At 61.8% G+C, this 17,622-nt stretch carries 15 protein-coding genes; 12 read left to right on the top strand and 3 right to left on the bottom strand.

Going from position 1 to position 17,622, the window contains the following annotated elements; genetic code table 11:
- Window positions 1–3: 3 nt before the first annotated feature.
- Complete coding sequence (locus ABUH87_RS04075) at window positions 4–1,101, bottom strand: helix-turn-helix transcriptional regulator (protein ID WP_367769924.1); 1,098 nt, start codon at window positions 1,099–1,101, stop codon at window positions 4–6.
- A 75-nt stretch (window positions 1,102–1,176) separates the two neighbouring features.
- On the opposite strand from ABUH87_RS04075, the gene cysD reads away from it, so the two are divergent.
- From cysD to ABUH87_RS04025, 10 genes are all read left to right on the top strand, one after another.
- A complete protein-coding gene (gene cysD / locus ABUH87_RS04070) occupies window positions 1,177–2,088 on the top strand; it encodes a sulfate adenylyltransferase subunit CysD (RefSeq protein ID WP_367769921.1) in 912 nt (303 codons plus the stop codon).
- Complete coding sequence (cysN, locus tag ABUH87_RS04065) at window positions 2,088–4,010, top strand: sulfate adenylyltransferase subunit CysN (protein ID WP_367769918.1); 1,923 nt, start codon at window positions 2,088–2,090, stop codon at window positions 4,008–4,010. The genes cysD and cysN overlap by 1 nt, the downstream gene beginning before the upstream one ends.
- A complete protein-coding gene (locus ABUH87_RS04060; RefSeq protein WP_419956660.1) occupies window positions 4,007–4,750 on the top strand; it encodes a 3'(2'),5'-bisphosphate nucleotidase CysQ in 744 nt (247 codons plus the stop codon). The genes cysN and ABUH87_RS04060 overlap by 4 nt, the downstream gene beginning before the upstream one ends.
- A gap of 124 nt (window positions 4,751–4,874) precedes the next feature.
- Window positions 4,875–5,543 (top strand): TetR/AcrR family transcriptional regulator, encoded by a 669-nt coding sequence (locus ABUH87_RS04055; protein WP_367769915.1) that lies wholly within the window; start codon window positions 4,875–4,877, stop codon window positions 5,541–5,543.
- A 142-nt stretch (window positions 5,544–5,685) separates the two neighbouring features.
- The gene (gene acuI / locus ABUH87_RS04050; RefSeq protein WP_367769912.1) at window positions 5,686–6,669 is read left to right on the top strand and encodes an acrylyl-CoA reductase (NADPH); all 984 of its coding nucleotides are present in this window, start codon (window positions 5,686–5,688) and stop codon (window positions 6,667–6,669) included.
- 116 nt (window positions 6,670–6,785) lie between these two features.
- Window positions 6,786–8,492, top strand: coding sequence for a class I adenylate-forming enzyme family protein (locus ABUH87_RS04045; RefSeq protein WP_367769909.1), 1,707 nt, complete (start codon window positions 6,786–6,788; stop codon window positions 8,490–8,492).
- A 14-nt stretch (window positions 8,493–8,506) separates the two neighbouring features.
- Window positions 8,507–8,935, top strand: a complete 429-nt coding sequence (locus ABUH87_RS04040) for a nuclear transport factor 2 family protein (protein WP_367769906.1) — start codon at window positions 8,507–8,509, stop codon at window positions 8,933–8,935.
- 169 nt (window positions 8,936–9,104) lie between these two features.
- The gene (locus ABUH87_RS04035; RefSeq protein WP_367769903.1) at window positions 9,105–9,842 is read left to right on the top strand and encodes an SDR family oxidoreductase; all 738 of its coding nucleotides are present in this window, start codon (window positions 9,105–9,107) and stop codon (window positions 9,840–9,842) included.
- A 40-nt stretch (window positions 9,843–9,882) separates the two neighbouring features.
- A complete protein-coding gene (locus tag ABUH87_RS04030) occupies window positions 9,883–11,373 on the top strand; it encodes an aldehyde dehydrogenase family protein (RefSeq protein WP_367769900.1) in 1,491 nt (496 codons plus the stop codon).
- Between the two features lie 8 nt (window positions 11,374–11,381).
- Window positions 11,382–12,113 (top strand): TetR/AcrR family transcriptional regulator, encoded by a 732-nt coding sequence (locus tag ABUH87_RS04025; RefSeq protein WP_367769892.1) that lies wholly within the window; start codon window positions 11,382–11,384, stop codon window positions 12,111–12,113.
- A gap of 59 nt (window positions 12,114–12,172) precedes the next feature.
- On the opposite strand, the gene ABUH87_RS04020 is transcribed toward ABUH87_RS04025, so the two are convergent.
- Both ABUH87_RS04020 and ABUH87_RS04015 read right to left on the bottom strand, forming a co-directional pair.
- Window positions 12,173–13,510: an amidohydrolase family protein gene (locus ABUH87_RS04020; RefSeq protein WP_367769889.1), complete on the bottom strand. Its 1,338-nt coding sequence runs from the start codon at window positions 13,508–13,510 to the stop codon at window positions 12,173–12,175.
- A gap of 1 nt (window position 13,511) precedes the next feature.
- Entirely contained in the window at window positions 13,512–14,321 is an 810-nt protein-coding gene (locus tag ABUH87_RS04015) for a DUF2889 domain-containing protein (RefSeq protein WP_367769886.1), read from the bottom strand.
- Window positions 14,322–14,553: 232 nt separating this feature from the next.
- Between ABUH87_RS04015 and ABUH87_RS04010 the strand changes: the two genes are divergently transcribed.
- The gene (locus ABUH87_RS04010) at window positions 14,554–16,737 is read left to right on the top strand and encodes an acyl-CoA dehydrogenase family protein (protein ID WP_367769883.1); all 2,184 of its coding nucleotides are present in this window, start codon (window positions 14,554–14,556) and stop codon (window positions 16,735–16,737) included.
- Window positions 16,738–16,747: 10 nt separating this feature from the next.
- A complete protein-coding gene (locus tag ABUH87_RS04005) occupies window positions 16,748–17,572 on the top strand; it encodes an enoyl-CoA hydratase/isomerase family protein (RefSeq protein WP_367769880.1) in 825 nt (274 codons plus the stop codon).
- Window positions 17,573–17,622 lie beyond the last annotated feature (50 nt).

Genomic DNA, 17,622 nt, shown 5'->3' with positions numbered 1-17,622 from the left:
ACGTTAGGCCAAGATCGCGCAGCTTTCATAGACCGCCCGAACCAGCTCCGCCTGTCCCCGCACGCCGACTTTGGCGAAGAGTCGCTTCGAGTAATTGCGTGTGGTCTCGATCGTCAGGCCCATGGCGCTGCCAGCTTCCGCCAAGGAAAAGCCGTCTGCGAGCAGGATCGCCAGCTCCGCCTCCCGGCGCGGAAGATTGTGGATCTGCGCCAGGTGTTCTGCTCGCGAAGGAGATGGAATGCGGACCTGACGGCAAGTTGCGATCATCGTTGCGCCATCGTGAATGATGCCTTCGACTTGGCGCGCAGGCGAAAGGATGGCTTCGATGCGAGGACTCTCGAGCAGTACGAGAGTCCGGGGAAGGCCGCCGGGCCCTTCGGCGTAAGACGAGGCTGCGTCTGTCAAGGCGCGCTCAACCACGAGGCCAAGTTCCCGCAGTCGCTGGCCTTGGGATGGCGATCGGCCGAACGCGCGCACAAACAGATCCATGGTGGCAGGCGCCATCGCCAGAACTCGGGCCGCTTTGTCGAACACGATCCAGCCCGATCCCGCACGCAGGAGGGTATCCTCGTTTGCCGCATCGGAAAGTCTCTGGCGCTCTGCCGCGAGAAAGGTGCTTACCGCGATGGCCGCATAGGGCGCCAGCTTCGATAGCAGCGCACTGTCGGCCGCTGTGCACGCCCGCTCGCTGGCGATGACCAGCCAAGCGCTCGCGCCCTTTTCATCCAGAAGGCGCACCGCACGCTCGTCGGCGAGGCCAAGCCTGCGCATGTCGCGCGCACGGCGCGCTTTCAGGACTGGATCATGATCGTCGAACTCGTCCGCGCTGTAGACGCGCCCAGGCCGCAGGCGGTCGTACTGGATCCGGTCAGCCAGATGAAGCTCGTCCAGATTGAGCTCGCGAGCTAGCCGCGGAATGTCCGGTCCGACGAAAAGCTGAATGACGTCGCTGCCTTCTCCCGGCCGGATAAGAAAACTGACAAAGGTTGCGGCGGCTCGTCTCCGCAGGCGTTCAAGAAACTGCTGGAATGGGGGCTTCTCGGCCGCTCCGGCAAAGAGTGGCAGCAACAAGTCTGTCTCGTCATTGCTCGTAAGTGCCATGGTCCTCCCATATGGGAGGTTTTTGATCGAGTCACCTCTGTATCGTTGGTCGCACCCGACAAACGGAGAGGGCTCATGAAGACACTCACGCACCTCGAGCGGCTCGAAGCTGAGTCGATCCACATTATCCGCGAAGTTGCCGCCGAGGCTCAAAAGCCGGTGATGCTTTACTCTGTCGGTAAGGACAGTGCAGTCATGCTGCATCTGGCCCGGAAGGCCTTCTACCCGTCACCCCCGCCATTTCCGCTGCTACACGTCGATACGACATGGAAGTTCAAAGCCATGTACGAACTGCGGGACCGCATGGCGCGTGAGAGCGGTATGGAACTGCTCGTCTATCAGAATCCCGAGGCGACCGAGAAGGGTATCAATCCGTTCGATCACGGCTCTCTCCACACCGATATGTGGAAGACGGAAGGGCTGAAGCAGGCGCTGGACAAGTATGGCTTCGATGCGGCCTTTGGTGGCGCGCGACGCGATGAGGAGAAGAGCCGCGCCAAGGAGCGGATTTTCTCGTTCCGCACATCCTCGCACGGCTGGGACCCGAAGAACCAGAGGCCCGAGTTGTGGAACCTCTACAACGCCCGCAAGAGCAAGGGAGAGTCGATCCGTGTCTTCCCGATCTCGAATTGGACCGAACTCGACATCTGGCAGTACATCCACCTCAACGACATTCCGATCGTGCCGCTGTATTTCGCTGACAAGCGCCCAACCTTCGAGTGGGAAGGGAAGCTGTTCATGGCCGACGATATCGAGCGGCTGGAGAAGGTCCTGGGCAAGCGCCCCGAGATCACCGAACGCTCGATCCGCTTCCGCACGCTCGGTTGCTTCCCGCTGACCGGCGCGGTCGAGAGTGAGGCCAAGACGCTGGAGGAGGTGATCCAGGAGACGCTGCTGACGACCACGTCCGAGCGGCAGGGCCGCGTGATCGACAAGGATGCCGGCGGCGCTGGCATGGAAGTCAAGAAGCAGCAGGGGTACTTCTGATGTCCGACACCCAGAACAAGGACGCGGTGTACGTCACCGACAAGCTCATCGCCGAGGATATCAACGCCTACCTCGAAAGCCATGAACATAAGACGATGCTGCGCTTCATCACCTGCGGCAGCGTCGATGACGGCAAATCAACGCTGATTGGCCGGCTGTTGTACGATTCGAAGATGATCTTCGAGGACCAGCTTGCCGCACTGGAGAGTGATTCCAGGAAAGTCGGAACGCAGGGGCAGGAGATCGACTTCGCGCTTCTGGTCGATGGCCTCGCTGCCGAGCGCGAGCAGGGCATCACGATTGACGTCGCGTACCGGTTCTTCAACACCGAGAAGCGCAAGTTCATCGTCGCGGACTGCCCGGGACACGAGCAGTACACGCGCAACATGGTCACCGGCGCCTCGACCGCCGATCTGGCTGTGATCCTGATCGACGCGCGCAAGGGCGTGCTGACTCAGACGCGGCGGCACTCCTATCTTTGCCACCTCATCGGCATTCGCAACATCGTGCTGGCCGTAAACAAGATGGATCTGGTGGACTACAGCCAGGAGATCTTCGAGACGATCGTCGGTGAATACAGCGATTTTGCGCAGAGCATCGGCATCGACAGCTTCACCGCGATGCCGATTTCCGGCTTCAAGGGCGATAACATCACGACGCTCTCGGCCCACACGCCATGGTACGAGGGGCCCACGCTCGTCGAGCACCTCGAGACGGTGGAAGTGCTGAGTTCGGTCGACGCTGACAAGCCGTTCCGGCTGCCCGTGCAGTGGGTGAACCGCCCCAATCTGGATTTCCGGGGATTCTCGGGCCTGATCGCGACCGGCGCAGTGAAGCCCGGCGACAAGATCCGCGTTCTGCCTTCGGGCAAGACCAGCACGATCACACGCGTCGTCGCTTTCGATGGCGATCTGGAAGAGGCCGTTGCGGGCCAGTCCGTTACGGTCACCTTCGCCGACGAGATCGATTGCTCGCGCGGTTCGGTGATTGCCACCGCTGACAACCCTCCCCAGACCGCCGACCAGTTCGAGGCGACCTTTGTGTGGATGGCTGACGAAGCCATGGTGCCGGGCCGTGCTTATTGGCTCAAGCTTGGCACCCAGACGGCCTCGGTCACGGTGCAGGAGCCGAAGTACACGGTCAACGTGAACACCATGGAGCACATGGCGGCCAAGACGCTGGAGTTGAACGCCATCGGCGTGGCCGAATTGACGACCGACAAGGCCATTGTGTTCGAGCCTTACGCGGAGAACCGCACTCTCGGCGGCTTCATCCTGATCGACAAGATGACGAACGCCACTGTCGGTGCGGGCATGATCAACTTCTCATTGCGGCGCTCACAGAACGTGCATTGGCAGGCGCTCGATATCGGCCGCAAGCAGCGCGCCGATCTCAAGAACCAGAAGCCCGCTGTCCTCTGGTTCACTGGGCTCTCGGGCTCGGGCAAGTCGACGATCGCGAACCTTGTCGACAAGAAGCTGTTCCGGATGAACCGGCACACGTTCCTGCTCGACGGCGACAACGTGCGGCACGGCCTTAACAAGGACCTGGGCTTCACCGAGGCAGATCGGATCGAGAACATCCGTCGCGTGGGCGAAGTGGCCAAGCTGATGACGGATTCCGGCCTGATTGTGATCACCGCGTTCATCTCGCCCTTCCAGGCAGAGCGCGACATGGTCCGGGGAATGTTGCCGGAAGGCGAGTTCATCGAGGTCTTTATCGATACGCCGCTGCGGGTTGCGGAAAATCGCGACGTGAAGGGCCTCTACAAGAAGGCGCGTGCCGGCGAGCTCAAGAACTTCACCGGCATCGACAGCCCTTACGAAGCGCCTCGTAGTCCGGAGATCCGGATCGATACGACGGCAATCACTCCCGAGGAAGCCGCGGACCTTATTGTCGACCGCTTGTTGGGAGACGCATGATGGCGTTCGAAAACGATGGTGATCTTGCTGCGCATCTCGCCGATCAGGCGGGCAAGATCCTGCTTCAGGTGCGTGCGTCCGGCGTTTTCGGGGGTAAGTCGCTGGGCAAGGCGGGCGACCAGACAGCCAACCAGTTCCTGGTCCATGCCTTGCGCGAACAGCGGCCCGAAGATGGTCTGCTCTCCGAAGAGGAGAAGGACAATGCCGAACGTCTGGCCAAGGAGCGCGTGTGGATTGTCGATCCGGTCGACGGTACCCGTGAATATGGCGAAGAACGCGCGGACTGGGCCGTTCACGTTGGAATGGCCGTTGGTGGCAAGCCAGCTTTGGGCGCTGTCGCGTTGCCAGGGCTGGACGCCGTCATGCGCTCCGATCAGCCGGGCACCATCCCGCCTGCGCCGGACGTGCTGCGGATGGTCGTCAGCCGTACCCGGCCCGCACGCGAAGCGACGGAAGTCGCACAGCGGATCGGCGCGGAACTGGTCGGCATGGGCTCGGCTGGAGCCAAGGCCATGGCTGTCCTGCGCGGAGAGGTGGATATCTATCTCCACTCCGGCGGACAGTACGAGTGGGACAGTTGCGCACCTGTCGCAGTTGCCTTGGGCTGGGGACTGCATTGCTCCCGGATCGACGGGAGTCCGCTGATCTACAACCAGCAGGACGTCTACATGCCCGACCTTCTTATCTGTCGTAAGGAGCACGCGGAGCGCGTTTTAACCGAAGTGGCGGCGCTGGGTTGAAGAGCCTCTGCGTAGGTCAGCAGCAACAGAGGCTGTCAGGCCAAGCTGCAAAACCTTCGTGATCAACATTGTCGTATAGTGCTGCGGTCGTTATGCTCCCCGCATGACGGCCGCAGGAGCGACAATGGAAGCAAGGACGAAGCGCAGGGTGCGCGACCCTGCTGCCACGCGTGAGACAATTCTGGAGGCGGCCAGCAATCTTCTTGCCAAGGACGGCCCTGAAGGCATCAGTCTCTCGGCGGTCGCCCATCTGGCCGCGGTCAACCGCGGCACGGCCTACCAGCACTTCGAAACGCGTGAGCGTCTGATCGAGGCAACGGTGCAGTGGGTCTCCGACAAGCTGTTCCGCGCCGTTTTCGGCGATCCTGACACTTTGGGGGAGCGCCGGATCGAGGAAGTCGATCCCGCCGCGATGACGGAGCGCCTGTGCGACTTCGCCATGGACAATCCGGACTTGTGCCGGGTCTGGCTGCAACAGGTGCTGGCGTCGCCAGAGCCGCAGCAGGATCCTTTCTGGCGTGAATATGCGGGCTCTTTCTCCCGCTTCGCCAAGTCCAGAATGGCAGAGCCCGGCATCGATTCCGAAGTGCTCTCCGTCGTAAATCTTGCCGGAGCCTTTTTCTGGCCCATTCTCGCGCGTGCCCATGCCGTAACGCCGCGCCAGAGGCTGGAACTCAGCCGCCGCTTCAGTCATGAGATCCTTCGCTTCTCACTCTTCGGTACGATGCGCGCCGAAGCGTTCCCGGAGATTGCAGCGAGGGTGCAGCCGGACGAAGGGGCAGACCGCAACTGACGTATTCGTACCGGCGATGAGCGTTCTTTGCGTCATTGACGGGATAAGCCACTTGCGCCTTGTGCAGGCGCACAGTTCTGATTAGCCCGCTCGCGGGTATTTTCGCCCGGACCGTGCCGTCCGGCCAGCCAGGGAGAATCCGATGTTTTCTGCTATCGTGATCGACAAGAACGACGAAGGACAGACCGTCAATCTGCAGCAACTGGACGAGAGTGCGCTGCCGGAAGGCGACGTTACCATCGACGTCAGCTACTCGACTCTCAACTTCAAGGACGGCCTGGCGATCACCGGCAGCTCGCCAGTCGTTCGCAAGTTCCCGATGGTGCCCGGCATTGATCTGGTTGGCACCGTTACCGAGAGCAATTCGGGCGATTGGAAGGCTGGCGACACGGTCGTCCTCAACGGCTGGGGCGTTGGTGAAACTCACTGGGGTGGCCTTGCACAGAAGGCGCGGCTCAAGGGTGAGTGGTTGGTCCCGCTGCCAAGCGCGTTCACGCCCGCCCAGGCTATGGCGATCGGCACCGCTGGCTACACGGCCGCACTGTGCGTGGATGCGCTGATCGACGCAGGCGTGAAGCCCGAACAGGGCGAGATCCTCGTCACCGGCGCTACCGGTGGCGTTGGTTCGGTGGCCATCGTGCTGCTCAAGAAGCTCGGCTTCCGTGTCGCTGCGCTCACCGGCAAGATGAGCGAAGAGGGTTATCTGAAGGGTCTGGGCGCCGAGACGGTAATCGATCGCGCCGAGTACGCGGAACAGGGCAAGCCCCTGCAGAAAGAGCGCTGGGCCGGGGTCGTTGACGCCGCTGGCAGCTTCACGCTTGCCAACGCGATTGCACAGACCCGCTACGGCGGGGCTGTTGCGGCTTGCGGTCTGGCTCAGGGTCCGGACCTTTCGGCGACCGTGATGCCCTTCATTCTGCGCGGGGTTTCGCTGCTCGGCATCGACAGCGTGATGGCGCCCAAGACAAAGCGCCTGAAGGCGTGGGATCGTCTGGCGAAGGACCTTGACCCTGCTGCACTCGATACGATCGCACAGACGATCGGCCTTGGCGAAGCTATTGAGACCGCCAAGAAGTTCATGTCGGGCGAGGTCAAGGGCCGCTACATCGTAGATGTGAACGCCTGAAGTCGGGCGCGGGCGGGGGCTTCCTCGCCCGCGCGCTTCTACGCCAGCAAGAGCGGGCCACGATCCATCGACCCGTACAGGGTGGATCGTGGTTGTAGTGACCGGGAAGGGGAAAGATGACGCAATTGGCTGAGATCGTCGACGGGATGTCGGAAGTTCGCGGCATTCCTCTGGCTGAGGAAGAGGGCATCGGTGCCCTCACTCTTGGCGGCTGGGTTCGCGAGATCGCAGAGCGCTATGGTCCGCGCGAAGCCGCTGTGATCCATCTGAACGATCAGGTCATTCGCTGGAGCTATCAGGACCTGCTGGACCGAGCGATGGAAGTCGCGAAGTCATTGATTGCGCTTGGTGTCGGCAAGGGAACGCGCGTCGGCATCCTGATGACCAACCGGCACGAGTTCCTGGCAGGTGCTTTCGGTGCGGCTTTGGCCGGCGGTGTCGCAACGCCGATCAGTACGTTCTTCACGCCCACTGAGCTTGAAGTGGTGCTCAAGGCGTCGGGCGTGTCGGTCCTGCTCTTGGAGCGACGGGTCCTCAAGAAGGACTTCGCGCAGATGCTGCTGGATCTGGAGCCGCGGGCCAAGGATGCCGAACCCGGCGCGCTTCATTCGACCAACTTCCCCTTCCTGCGGTATGCTGCGGTCATCGATCAGGAAGAGCCGCTTGGCATGATCGAAGGCTGGAGCGCCTTTCTCGCTCGCGGCAAGGGCGTGGACGATGCGCTGGTGCGCGCGGCTGCGGACGCAGTTGCTCCCTCCGATCCAGGCATCCTGCTGTTCTCCTCGGGATCGACCGGGAAGGCAAAGGGCATCCTCAGTGCTCATAGGGCCGTCTGCCTGCAGCTCTGGCGCTGGGCCAAGTGGTACGCGATCGACCCGCAGGAGCCGCCGCGTACGTGGTCTGCGAACGGGTTCTTCTGGTCCGGTAATTTTACCATGGCGCTCGGGGGGACACTGTCGAGCGGTGGCACATTGCTGTTGCAGCGTTGGTTTGACGCTGCCGAGGCTCTTGATTTGATGGACAAGGAGCGCTGCACGATGGCGCTTGCCTGGCCCCATCAGTGGCCGCAACTGGCCGACGCGCCCAACTATCTCGACGTTGATCTTTCCTCGCTACGGTATGTCGACAAGCACATGCCGATCGGACAACATCCGACAGTGAAGACAACGTGGCGCGAGCCCGGTCAGGCATATGGCAACACCGAGACTTTCACACTGATCTCCGTCTTCGCGTCAGGCACTCCGCAGGACGTCGCGGGCGCCAGCCACGGAATTCCGACGGCCGGCTCCACAATCAGGATTGTCGACCCGATGACCGGCAAGACCGTGCCTGTGGGAGAGCGGGGAGAGATCGCGGTGAAGGGGCCGACGCTCATGCTCGGATACCTCGGAATTCCGCTCGATGAGTCGCTGGACACCGAAGGCTTTCTTCGCACCGCCGATGGCGGGTTTGTCGACGAACAGGGTCGGCTGTTCTGGGAGGGCCGGCTTAACGACATCATCAAGACCGGTGGCGCGAACGTTTCTCCCCTCGAAATCGACGCGGTGATCCGCGATCATCCGGAAGTGAAGCTTTCGCAGACGGTCGGCGTGCCGGATGAACTGCTTGGCGAGGTCGTCGTGACGTGCATCGTTCCGATGGAAGGCGCGTCGCCTTCGGCAGATGCGATCCGCAGCTTTGCCAAGGAAAAGCTGGCCAGCTATAAGGTGCCCAGGAAGATCCTGTTCGTGGCCGAAGAGGATCTCGAAACGACTGGCAGCGCCAAGATCAAGACGGCTGAGCTTCGCAAGCTCGCGTCGGAGAGGCTTAAGGCCGAGGCATAAGGCAGGAGAGGTTGATGACGCAGATGCCCGATTTCTCCGACTGGTTGGCGATCAGCAACGTGAAGGCTGACTACTGCCGGTTGCTGGACACCAAGCAGTGGGATGCTTGGGAGGAGCTCTTCACCGAGGATTGCCGCTTCGACACGAGTGAGAGCGGCGGCTCTGTGGTTGAGGGGCGCAAAGCCATGGGCGCTTTAGTGCGGCAGAGCCTCGCGGAGGCGAAGACCGCCCATCAGGTGCACAGTCCTCAGATGACGTTCGATGGCCCCGACGCGGCCGATGTCATTTGGGCTATGCAAGACCGGGTGATCAAGGATGCCTTCGATCTAACAGGCTTCGGCCATTACCACGAGCGGTACGTGCGGACAGGGCAGGGGTGGCGTATCGCCTCGCAGCGTCTCACGCGACTGATCGTGGACATCCAGCCCGGACCCAACGCCTGAGGCGCGGCTCGCAGCGTTCTTTGCGCGTGCAAGCTGGCCTTCGACCCGGCAGCTAGAACGTTGTTCTCTTACGCTCGCGAACCATCGCTGTTGCGATAGCCAGACTCTTGTCTTGGCGATATGATGTGCCAACTCCAGCGCAAGCTTGGCAGATCATTTGGGAGGAACCGTGGGCAAGACGATCGTTATTACTGGCGCAGGCGTTGGTCTGGGGCGTGCGCTGGCAAGGCGCTTCGCATCAGAAGGCGACACGCTCGTGCTTTTGGGCCGCACCTTCTCCAAGGTTCAGGCCGTCGCCGAAGAACTGGGTGAGCCGCACTTCGCCGTCGAGTGCGATGTGGCATCGCCTGACTCGGTCCGGGCTGCGTTTGCCGCAATCGCACAGCGCCATTCGACGATTGACGTGCTGATCAACAACGCAGCAGTCTATGAGCCGTTCAAGGTCGCCGATGCGACGGACGAACAGATCGCCAGCAGCGTGAACACCAATCTTGCCGGTCCGATCTACTGCTGCCGCTCGGCCATTCCGATGATGGGCAAGGGCGCTCAGATCATCAACGTGACCAGCGAATCGGTAGGGCTGCCGTTTGCCATGCTCTCCCTTTATCAGAGCACCAAGACGGGCTTGGAGCGCTTCGGAGAGGCGCTACGTGCGGAGCTTGAGGAAAGCGGGATTCGCGTGACCACAGTGCGTGCGGGCCAGATGTACGAGATCGGCAAGGAGCCGCCGGCTTGGGATCAGGCGGCGGCCATGGAGTTCTACAAGGGCTGCGTCGCCAACGGCCTCGACTTGCGGGCGCGTCCTGTGTCCAACTGCGAGAACGTCACCGGTGTATTCCGAGCCATTCTCGATCTGCCTGCCGATGTGCAGCTACCACATGTTTCCGTAGCCGCCTGCAAGCCCTGAACGCCTTCCTCCAGCGACGCGAACCGCCAAGGACACGAACATGACCACACTTCCTGAAGCCAAGCTCTTTATCAACGGCGAGCTGCGCCGCGCGGCCGGCGGCAAGACTTACGACATTACCAGCCCCTGGACGGGTGAGACGGTTGGTAAGGCTGCCGATGCCTCGAAGGAGGATGTGGAAGCCGCGATCGCCGCAGCGCGTGAAGCCTTCGATCATAGCGACTGGAGCTCGGATGAGAACCGGCAGAACCGCTTGGAGATCGTCAAGAAGTACCGCGAATTGTTCGAGAAAAACCGGGACCGTCTCGCCGACCTGGCCGTGCACGAAGCGGGTGCTGCGCAGGGCGCGGTTTTCCGGGCGCACGTCAACATGGCGCTCGATGGCTGGGACGACTACATGGCCGTGTTCCCGCGCGTGGAGTGGGAAAAGGATTACGGCGAGAAGGAAGCGTTCGGCTCCATCCACAAGCGGGTCGGAGTGCGTGAGCCAATCGGTGTCGTGGGCGCGATCACGCCGTGGAACGTGCCTCTCTACGTCAACATCGGCAAGGTCGTTGCCGCGCTTCTCGCAGGCTGCACGGTCATTCTGAAGCCGGCTCCCAACACCCCGGGCATGGGCGCCATCTTCGGTGAGCTCGCAAACGAAGCCGGTTTCCCCAAGGGCGTCATCAACGTCGTGTTCGGCGAGGACCCCGCTCTCGCCGGTGAAATGCTCGTGACCGACCCGCGCGTCGACCTGATTTCCTTCACCGGCTCGACCGGTGTCGGCAAGCGCATCATGGAGCAGGGTGCGGCGACGCTGAAGCGTGTCTTCCTTGAGCTTGGCGGCAAGTCAGCCAAGATCGTGCTCGACGATGCGCCCAACTTCGCGATGGAAGTGGGCATGTCGATGCTGGTGTTCCACGCCGGCCAGGGCTGTGCGGTACAGAGCCGACTGCTGGTCCCGAAGAGCCGCTACGAAGAGGCGAAGGCTATTCTCAAGGGTGCTTACGGGCAGTTCGGCGACAACTGGGGCGATCCCGTCAACCCGCAGCACATCATGGGTCCCGTGGTCTCCAAGCGGCAGATGGAGCGGGTGATGAGCTACATCGAGATCGGCAAGGAAGAAGGAGCGACGCTCCTCGTCGGCGGTAACACCCGTCCGGACAAGGGCAACGGCTGGTTCATCGAGCCGACCTGCTTCGTCGACGTGACCAATGACATGCGCATCGCCCAGGAGGAGATCTTCGGCCCCGTCCTGGTCGTCATTCCCTTCGAGGATGATGAGGACGCGATCCGCATTGCCAACGAGAGCAACTACGGTCTTTCCGGCGGGGTCAGCTCGGGCGATCATGAGCGCGCCATGCGTGTTGCCAAGCGCATCCGCACCGGCTCTGTCAGCGTCAACAACGGGATGTGCATCGCTGGCGACATTCCCTTCGGCGGCTACAAGGCGAGCGGAATGGGCCGTGAGTGGGGCGTAGAGGGCATCGAAGAGTACACCGACGTCAAGATGCTTGCCTGGCCGGTTCGCCAGGTTGAGTCAGCCTGACATCGTAAATGGCTAGAGCGGCGGTAACTGCGCGGGAGGAGAAGGCCTTCTTCCCGCCCGCACTTGCCGCCGCTGTGAGCGGCGCGTGCGCTGCTGTCAGTCATAACCTGGCCGGTCAGCGGCTGGGCCCCAAGGGGCGCATCACGCGTGAGCGGATCCTGTCTGCGGCGCTCGAGTTAATCGAGTCCAACGAGGATGAGGCGTTTAGCCTGGGGGGAGTGGCGCGCCGGGCGGGTCTCGGCATGTCCTCGCTCTACAATTACTTTTCCGATCAGACAGAACTCTTGCTGGCTGTGCTTGAGCCGGTGATGGCAACGGCCGAAGAAGCTTACATGGCACTGGCCCGGGAATACTGGGCAGACGCAGAGCTGTCCGAGCGCACAGAAGCTTTCATCGCCGCCTATCACGGGTTTTGGGCCCGCCATTCCGGCTTGCTTCATCTGCGCAACAGTTTGGCAGACCAGTTGGACCTGCGCATGATGCACCATCGCATAGATTCCACGCGGCCGCTGATCGCCTTGCTCATACGTCAGATGACGCGTGGAGAGGAGCCCGGCAAGACCGAGACATCCATGGCTACGGTGCTGATGACCGGCATTGAGCGCTCAATCACACTGGCGACGGACAAGCGGCTGCCGAAATTGACCGGCCTGCCGTTCGACGCCGACAAGGAGCGTTATCTAGGCTGCAGCGCGCGGTTGCTGGAGATGGCAATTCGCGACATGCGGGGGGCAGCTTAACCAGCAACCTACAGGTGATGTAAGGGCCGCGCAGGTTACGCTGCGCGGCCCTTGTCTATTCAGGCTTCCTGCGTCTCGCGCGAGGCGGTGTCTGCATCCTCATGGCGCATGAACATCTTCATGATGTCGCCTGAGGTGACGGGCCGCACGTCCCCTTCTGCCAGCGGACGCTCGCCGAGCGACGACTTGGGCGAAGTGTCGACGCCCGCGGCCTTTGCCTTTTCGCGCAGTGCTCCGACGGTAAGCTCCTCACGCTTGTAGTGCTTGAAGGGATCGAACCGGAACCACCGCATCGCATTGCCGTGTGTGATCTTGTCGATCTGTTCATCGGTCAAGTGATTGATCGTCGGCCACAGCCGCTCAGGCACCTCTGGCCAGAGAGTGTCGGAGTGCGGATAGTCGCATTCGTACGCGATATTGTCTTCGCCAATGAACTGGATGTTCTGCAGTCCGAAAGCGTCGTCGATAAAGCAGTTCAGGAAGTGGCGCCTGAACATCTCGCTCGGCTTCAGGTTTTGGAATCGCGAGTTGGTCCAGTACTTGTGACGCGAGTTCGAGAAGTCGGCGCGTTCCGTGAAGTAGGGCACCCAGCCGATCGAGCCTTCAGAAAGCGCAATGCGCATGTCCGGATACTTGTGGAGGGCTTCCAACTGCAACCAGTCCGAAGCGGCATAGGCGATCGACATCGGCATGGTCGAAATCCATGCTTCGATCGGGGTCTCCATCGAGGCATGAGGTGCCGGGTTTCCGCCGCCTATGTGGAGGCAGATCGTCATGTCGAGTTCGTTGATCGCCTTGTAGAAGGGATCCCAGTACTCGTTGTGGATGCTGGGCAGACCCTGGCACGTCGGGTTCTCGCTGATCGAGACCGTGTGGCAACCCTTCTCCGTGACGCGCTTCAACTCGGCAATGGTCGCGTCCATGTCCCAGGTCGGAAGGATGGCACAGGGTATGAACCGGCCCGGATAGGCGCCGCACCACTCGTCGATATGCCAGTCGTTGTAGGCACTGATATGCGTCGCTGCCAGCTTCTTGTCAGGAACGCGGTGCAGACGGCCGCCGGCAAAATCGAAAACGGAGCCGAAGTTCAGTGAGGCAGCGATGCCGTTGACGTCCATATCCTTGATGCGCTCGTGCACGTCGTAGACGCCTTCCCGCAACTGATCGAGCGAGGTCGGCTCCATGCCGTATTCCTCGAAGGGGCGACCAACCACCGCATTCAGCGCCACAGAGGCGAAGGTTTGCCCCTGATAGTGCCAGACGTCCTTTCCGTTCTCATCCTTCAGCATTTTGGGCGCAGTTTCCAGCGCCTGCCCGGACAGGTGGTTCTTGAACATGTCGGGCGGTTCGCTGATGTGATCATCCACCGAGATGATGACCATGTCATTCATTTCCATACTACTCTCTCCCATGATTTTGCTGTGTTGATCTGGTTGCGCGGCTGCCGGAGGTGAGCCTGAGTTCGCGGCTGAGCTTCTCTCCTGGAGTGCGTTCGCTGTCGCTGAAGTCCACGACTTCCCCGATCCGCCGCGCCACCCGCGCCCGGTCGGGCTGAAATGTGTAGCAGTTCGGCGGCATCTTCAGCGCATCGTTCTGGCGCTCCAAGGGAATGGTCCGCCCATGTGCGACCAGCCCCGCCCATTGCAGCAGCCGCCCGGCCTCCGCCTCCTGGGGTGTCATCGCAGACAATGCATCGCGCAGCGTCAGGAGGGATCGGCCGGCTACCTCGGGCGGCGCTACCAGTTGACCGTCCTGCTCGGTCCAATGCAGCGCGCAGCTTCCATTACGCTGCAGCATGAGTTCGCGCCTTCCGGCCACAGGGTCGCTTACGCTGATGTCGAAGCAGATCTCTTCGGCGTCGAAAGCATGCTCGGCAGCGATGACGGCCAAGTCGTGAAGGTGCGTGCAATTGGCTTTGCGTGCCTTGCGAAGCGTCACTTCCTTCAGCGGCAACCCGGCGAATGTGTCCACGAGCACCGCCGCCGCGCCTGGACAGGTGTTCCAGGGCATGCGGTCCAGAAAGCTCTCTATGTGCACCACCTTCTGCCCGTCGTGTGCAAGGCGCACCGCCATCGCGTGGATGTCGTCTTCCAGCAAAGCCGTGACGAGGCCGTGCTGTGGAATCACTCGTATGCGTCGCCGATAGCCCTTTGGAGCGGCGGTGGGGGCGCCGTTCCGATTCTTCTCCGGGCTAGCGGTTCGCGCCACGATCTCTCCAAGGTCGGCTGCGAGGTGATCGACACTGTATCATTGCCGGGCAGCGGGGCCAATCGAGACCATCGCGAATCGCAGTGGCGATGCCCTTTCGCTCCCTCGGATCGCAGGCGCGATAGCACCAAAAGGGCATTGAACAGCCTTGCGGTCTATGGTCAGGATTACCGCAAGGGCGAACTGTCGCCCGCGGTCAACGACAACAATAACTCCTGGAACGGCGAAACTCATGAATTTCGATCTTACCGAAGAGCAGGGCATGGTGCGCGATACGTTCGCGCGCTTTCTGGATGAGAATTCGAGCACGGTGCGCGTGCGCAAAGCGATGGAAACCGGCGGATTCGATCAGGAGTTGTGGTCGGGTCTGGCCGAACTGGGCGCTTTTGCCATGCGCGTCCCCGAGCATGCGGGCGGCATGGGGCTCGGCGTGTTCGACGCTGCGCTGCTCATGGAAGAGGCAGGGCGCACGCTCGTTTCGGGACCACTGGCCGAAGCTCTGGTGGCGACGCGGCTCTTGGCGCAGCTTGGCGGCGCAGAGGAGCTTCTGGAGCAGGCGATCGGCGGCGAGGCCGTGGTCTCGATCGCGATGCACGACCTTGCGGCGAAACCTGTGCAATGGATCGCCGGAGGCGCAGTCGCGCAGGCGGTCGTTGGCCGCAAGGGTAACGATGTCGTCCTCGTGACCATTCCCGAAAGCGCGCGCAAGGCGGAGGAGAACCTCGCCACGACGCCCATCGCAGAGATCGACCTGGGCGCGCTGGAGACCCGAGTTCTGGGCTCCGGTGCGGCAGCCACTTTCGAGGCGGCCATCGAGGAGTGGAAACTCTACATGTCCATCGGCCTTTCCGGCATTGGCCGGGAGGCGCTGCGGCTCGCGTCGGTTTACGCCAATGAGCGCAAGGCTTTCGGTCAATTGATCGGTACCTTCCAGGGGATCTCGCATCCGCTGGCAGACTTGTTGTGTGACATCGACGGCGCCAAGTTCCTCGCCTGGAAGGCGATCCATGACATGTCGGAGGGGTCCGAAGAGGCGGCGCCCTGCATCAGCCTGGCTTACTGGTATGCCTGTGACGCTGCGGCCCGCTCGGTGGCGCAGGGTCTGCACACTTTCGGCGGTTACGGCCTGTCCGTCGAGTACGACATTCATCTCTTCAACCTGCGCGCGAAGGCGTGGCCGCTCGTCATGGGCGATCCGCAACTCGTTCTGGAGGAGGCCGGCCGGCGTCTCTACGCGGGCGAAAAGCCGGCGCTGCCGGATGTCGGCGAGGTGCCGATCGACTTTGATCTCGGTGACGAAGCGCGGGCTGTTTGCGCCGAGCTGGCAGAGCTGTTTTCCAAGGTGCCGGAGGAGACCAAGGCGAAGTTCCACTACTCGTGGGAGGGCTACGTCCCCGAAGTTCACAAGATGCTGGCCGAGCACAACCTGCTGTTCCCCGGCCTCCCGGAACACATTTCAGGCCGCAACATCACGCCTTATGCGCGCATCGCTGCGATGGGTGAACTTGAGCGGCAGGGCTACAACACGCCGGGTGCTGGCGTGGCGTCGATGGTCGCGATGATGATCGACAAGTACGGCAGCGATGAGCTGAAGCAGGAAGTCCTGCCGAAGATCATCGGCGGCGATGTCCTTTGCTCGCTGGGCTATTCGGAGCCGAGCTGCGGTTCCGACGTGTTTGCCGCGCAGTGCAAGGCGACGCAGCTTGAAGACGGGTCCTGGCGGATCGACGGAACCAAGATGTGGACCAGCGGCGCGAACCTCGCGAGCTATGTCCTCATGCTGACGCGCACCAACTCGAATGTGCCCAAGCACAAAGGCCTCACGATGTTCATCGTGCCGCTCAAGACGGACGGCGTGACGGTGCAGGCGGTTCACACGTTCCAGGACGAGCGGACCAACATCACCTTCTACGACGGCGTAACCATCCCGGATTCCTGGCGTCTGGGGGAGATCGATGGCGGCGTGAAGACGATGAGCGCGGCGCTCGAACTCGAACATGGAGGCGGCTTCTCCAAAGCCATCAAGGGCATGATCGAGGCTGCCGAGGAAGTCTGCGAAGAAATGGGCATCCTTGGAGAGACCCGCACGCAGTGCCGTCTGGCGCGCACTTACGCGCACCTGTGGGTCTCGGACATGCTGGCCTATCGCTCACAGTGGGCCAGCGTCGAGAAGAAGCCTAACCACGGCTACGGCCCCATGGCCAAGATGTATTCCTCGGAGGTCTTCCTTAGCGACAGCCGCGACTTGCTCGACCTGACTGCTCCGCTTTCATTGTCCAAGCGCCCGGGCGCGGTTGCGCTGCTGAACCAGTGCTATCGCCATGCGGCAGGAACCACGATCTACGGCGGCACCAGCGAAGTGCATCGCTCGATGGTTGCCGAACGCGGGCTGGGCCTGCCCCGCACGCGTGGTTGAGGAGGGAAAGATGAGCGAAGACGCACCGCACCTGCTGACGGAGATCGTGGACGGCTCGATCATTGTCTGCACACTCAACCGACCGGAGAAGCTGAACGCCATCTCTCGGGAGATGATGGACCTGCTGACCGAGGCCGTTCTGACCTTCCGGGACAGCGAGGACCTGAAGGTCATGCTAATCCGGGCGACCGGCCGCTATTTCAGTGCCGGAGCTGACCTGAAGGCGGGCAATCAGAAGATTGTCTCGCCCATGGGCAACTCGAAGAGCGCTCGTGGTATTCGGGAGAATCACCGTCTCAACCTCAACAATATGCAGCAGTTGTGGGACGAGATGGAGCATATCGAAAAGCCGATTGTCGTCGCACACCAGGCCACCTGCGTGGGCGGCGGGCTTGAACTCTCGCTCTCGTGCGACTTCCGCCTTGCAGCCAAGAGTGCTGGTTACGCCTTTCCTGAGGGTCTTTTCGGGGTGCTGCCGGCATCGAGTGGCGTATCCCGTCTGACGCGCCTGTGCGGCCCGCACTGGGCGCGCTGGCTGATCATGGCCAACAAGAAGGCGGATGCCGACATGGCGTTCACCATGGGGCTCGTCCATCAGGTCTATCCCGACGAGACTTTCGAGCAGGACGTGATGGATTTCGTACGCCACCTTGCAAAGCAGAATGCAGAGCAGATGGGTGCGGCGAAGATCGCGATCGAAATGTGCTCCGAGGTCGGCCGCGATATGGGCCGCCACGTGGAGCGCATGGCCAACTCGGCGTTGATGCTCAACCCGGCCTATATCCAGGGAATGGAAGAATACCTCAAGGGCGTCGGCGGCAAAGGCAAAGGTTAAGGCAGCGCTTTCGAGAAGCGCTGCCTTTGATCTTCGCTACAACTGAACGG

This window comes from Novosphingobium rhizovicinum, assembly GCF_040813635.1.
In the GTDB taxonomy this organism is placed as follows: domain Bacteria; phylum Pseudomonadota; class Alphaproteobacteria; order Sphingomonadales; family Sphingomonadaceae; genus Novosphingobium; species Novosphingobium rhizovicinum.
This window is presented reverse-complemented; position numbering and strand designations above follow the sequence as displayed.

Bases quoted from the DNA above. Each gene is read 5' to 3' on its own strand.
- ABUH87_RS04075 (WP_367769924.1), bottom strand. From the start codon at position 1,101: ATGGCACTTACGAGCAATGACGAGACAGACTTGTTGCTGCCACTCTTT.
- cysD (WP_367769921.1), top strand. From the start codon at position 1,177: ATGAAGACACTCACGCACCTCGAGCGGCTCGAAGCTGAGTCGATCCAC.
- ABUH87_RS04040 (WP_367769906.1), top strand. From the start codon at position 8,507: ATGACGCAGATGCCCGATTTCTCCGACTGGTTGGCGATCAGCAACGTG.
- ABUH87_RS04045 (WP_367769909.1), top strand. From the start codon at position 6,786: ATGACGCAATTGGCTGAGATCGTCGACGGGATGTCGGAAGTTCGCGGC.
- ABUH87_RS04005 (WP_367769880.1), top strand. From the start codon at position 16,748: ATGAGCGAAGACGCACCGCACCTGCTGACGGAGATCGTGGACGGCTCG.
- cysN (WP_367769918.1), top strand. From the start codon at position 2,088: ATGTCCGACACCCAGAACAAGGACGCGGTGTACGTCACCGACAAGCTC.
- ABUH87_RS04020 (WP_367769889.1), bottom strand. From the start codon at position 13,510: ATGGAAATGAATGACATGGTCATCATCTCGGTGGATGATCACATCAGC.
- ABUH87_RS04055 (WP_367769915.1), top strand. From the start codon at position 4,875: ATGGAAGCAAGGACGAAGCGCAGGGTGCGCGACCCTGCTGCCACGCGT.
- ABUH87_RS04025 (WP_367769892.1), top strand. From the start codon at position 11,382: ATGGCTAGAGCGGCGGTAACTGCGCGGGAGGAGAAGGCCTTCTTCCCG.
- ABUH87_RS04010 (WP_367769883.1), top strand. From the start codon at position 14,554: ATGAATTTCGATCTTACCGAAGAGCAGGGCATGGTGCGCGATACGTTC.
- ABUH87_RS04060 (WP_419956660.1), top strand. From the start codon at position 4,007: ATGATGGCGTTCGAAAACGATGGTGATCTTGCTGCGCATCTCGCCGAT.
- acuI (WP_367769912.1), top strand. From the start codon at position 5,686: ATGTTTTCTGCTATCGTGATCGACAAGAACGACGAAGGACAGACCGTC.
- ABUH87_RS04030 (WP_367769900.1), top strand. From the start codon at position 9,883: ATGACCACACTTCCTGAAGCCAAGCTCTTTATCAACGGCGAGCTGCGC.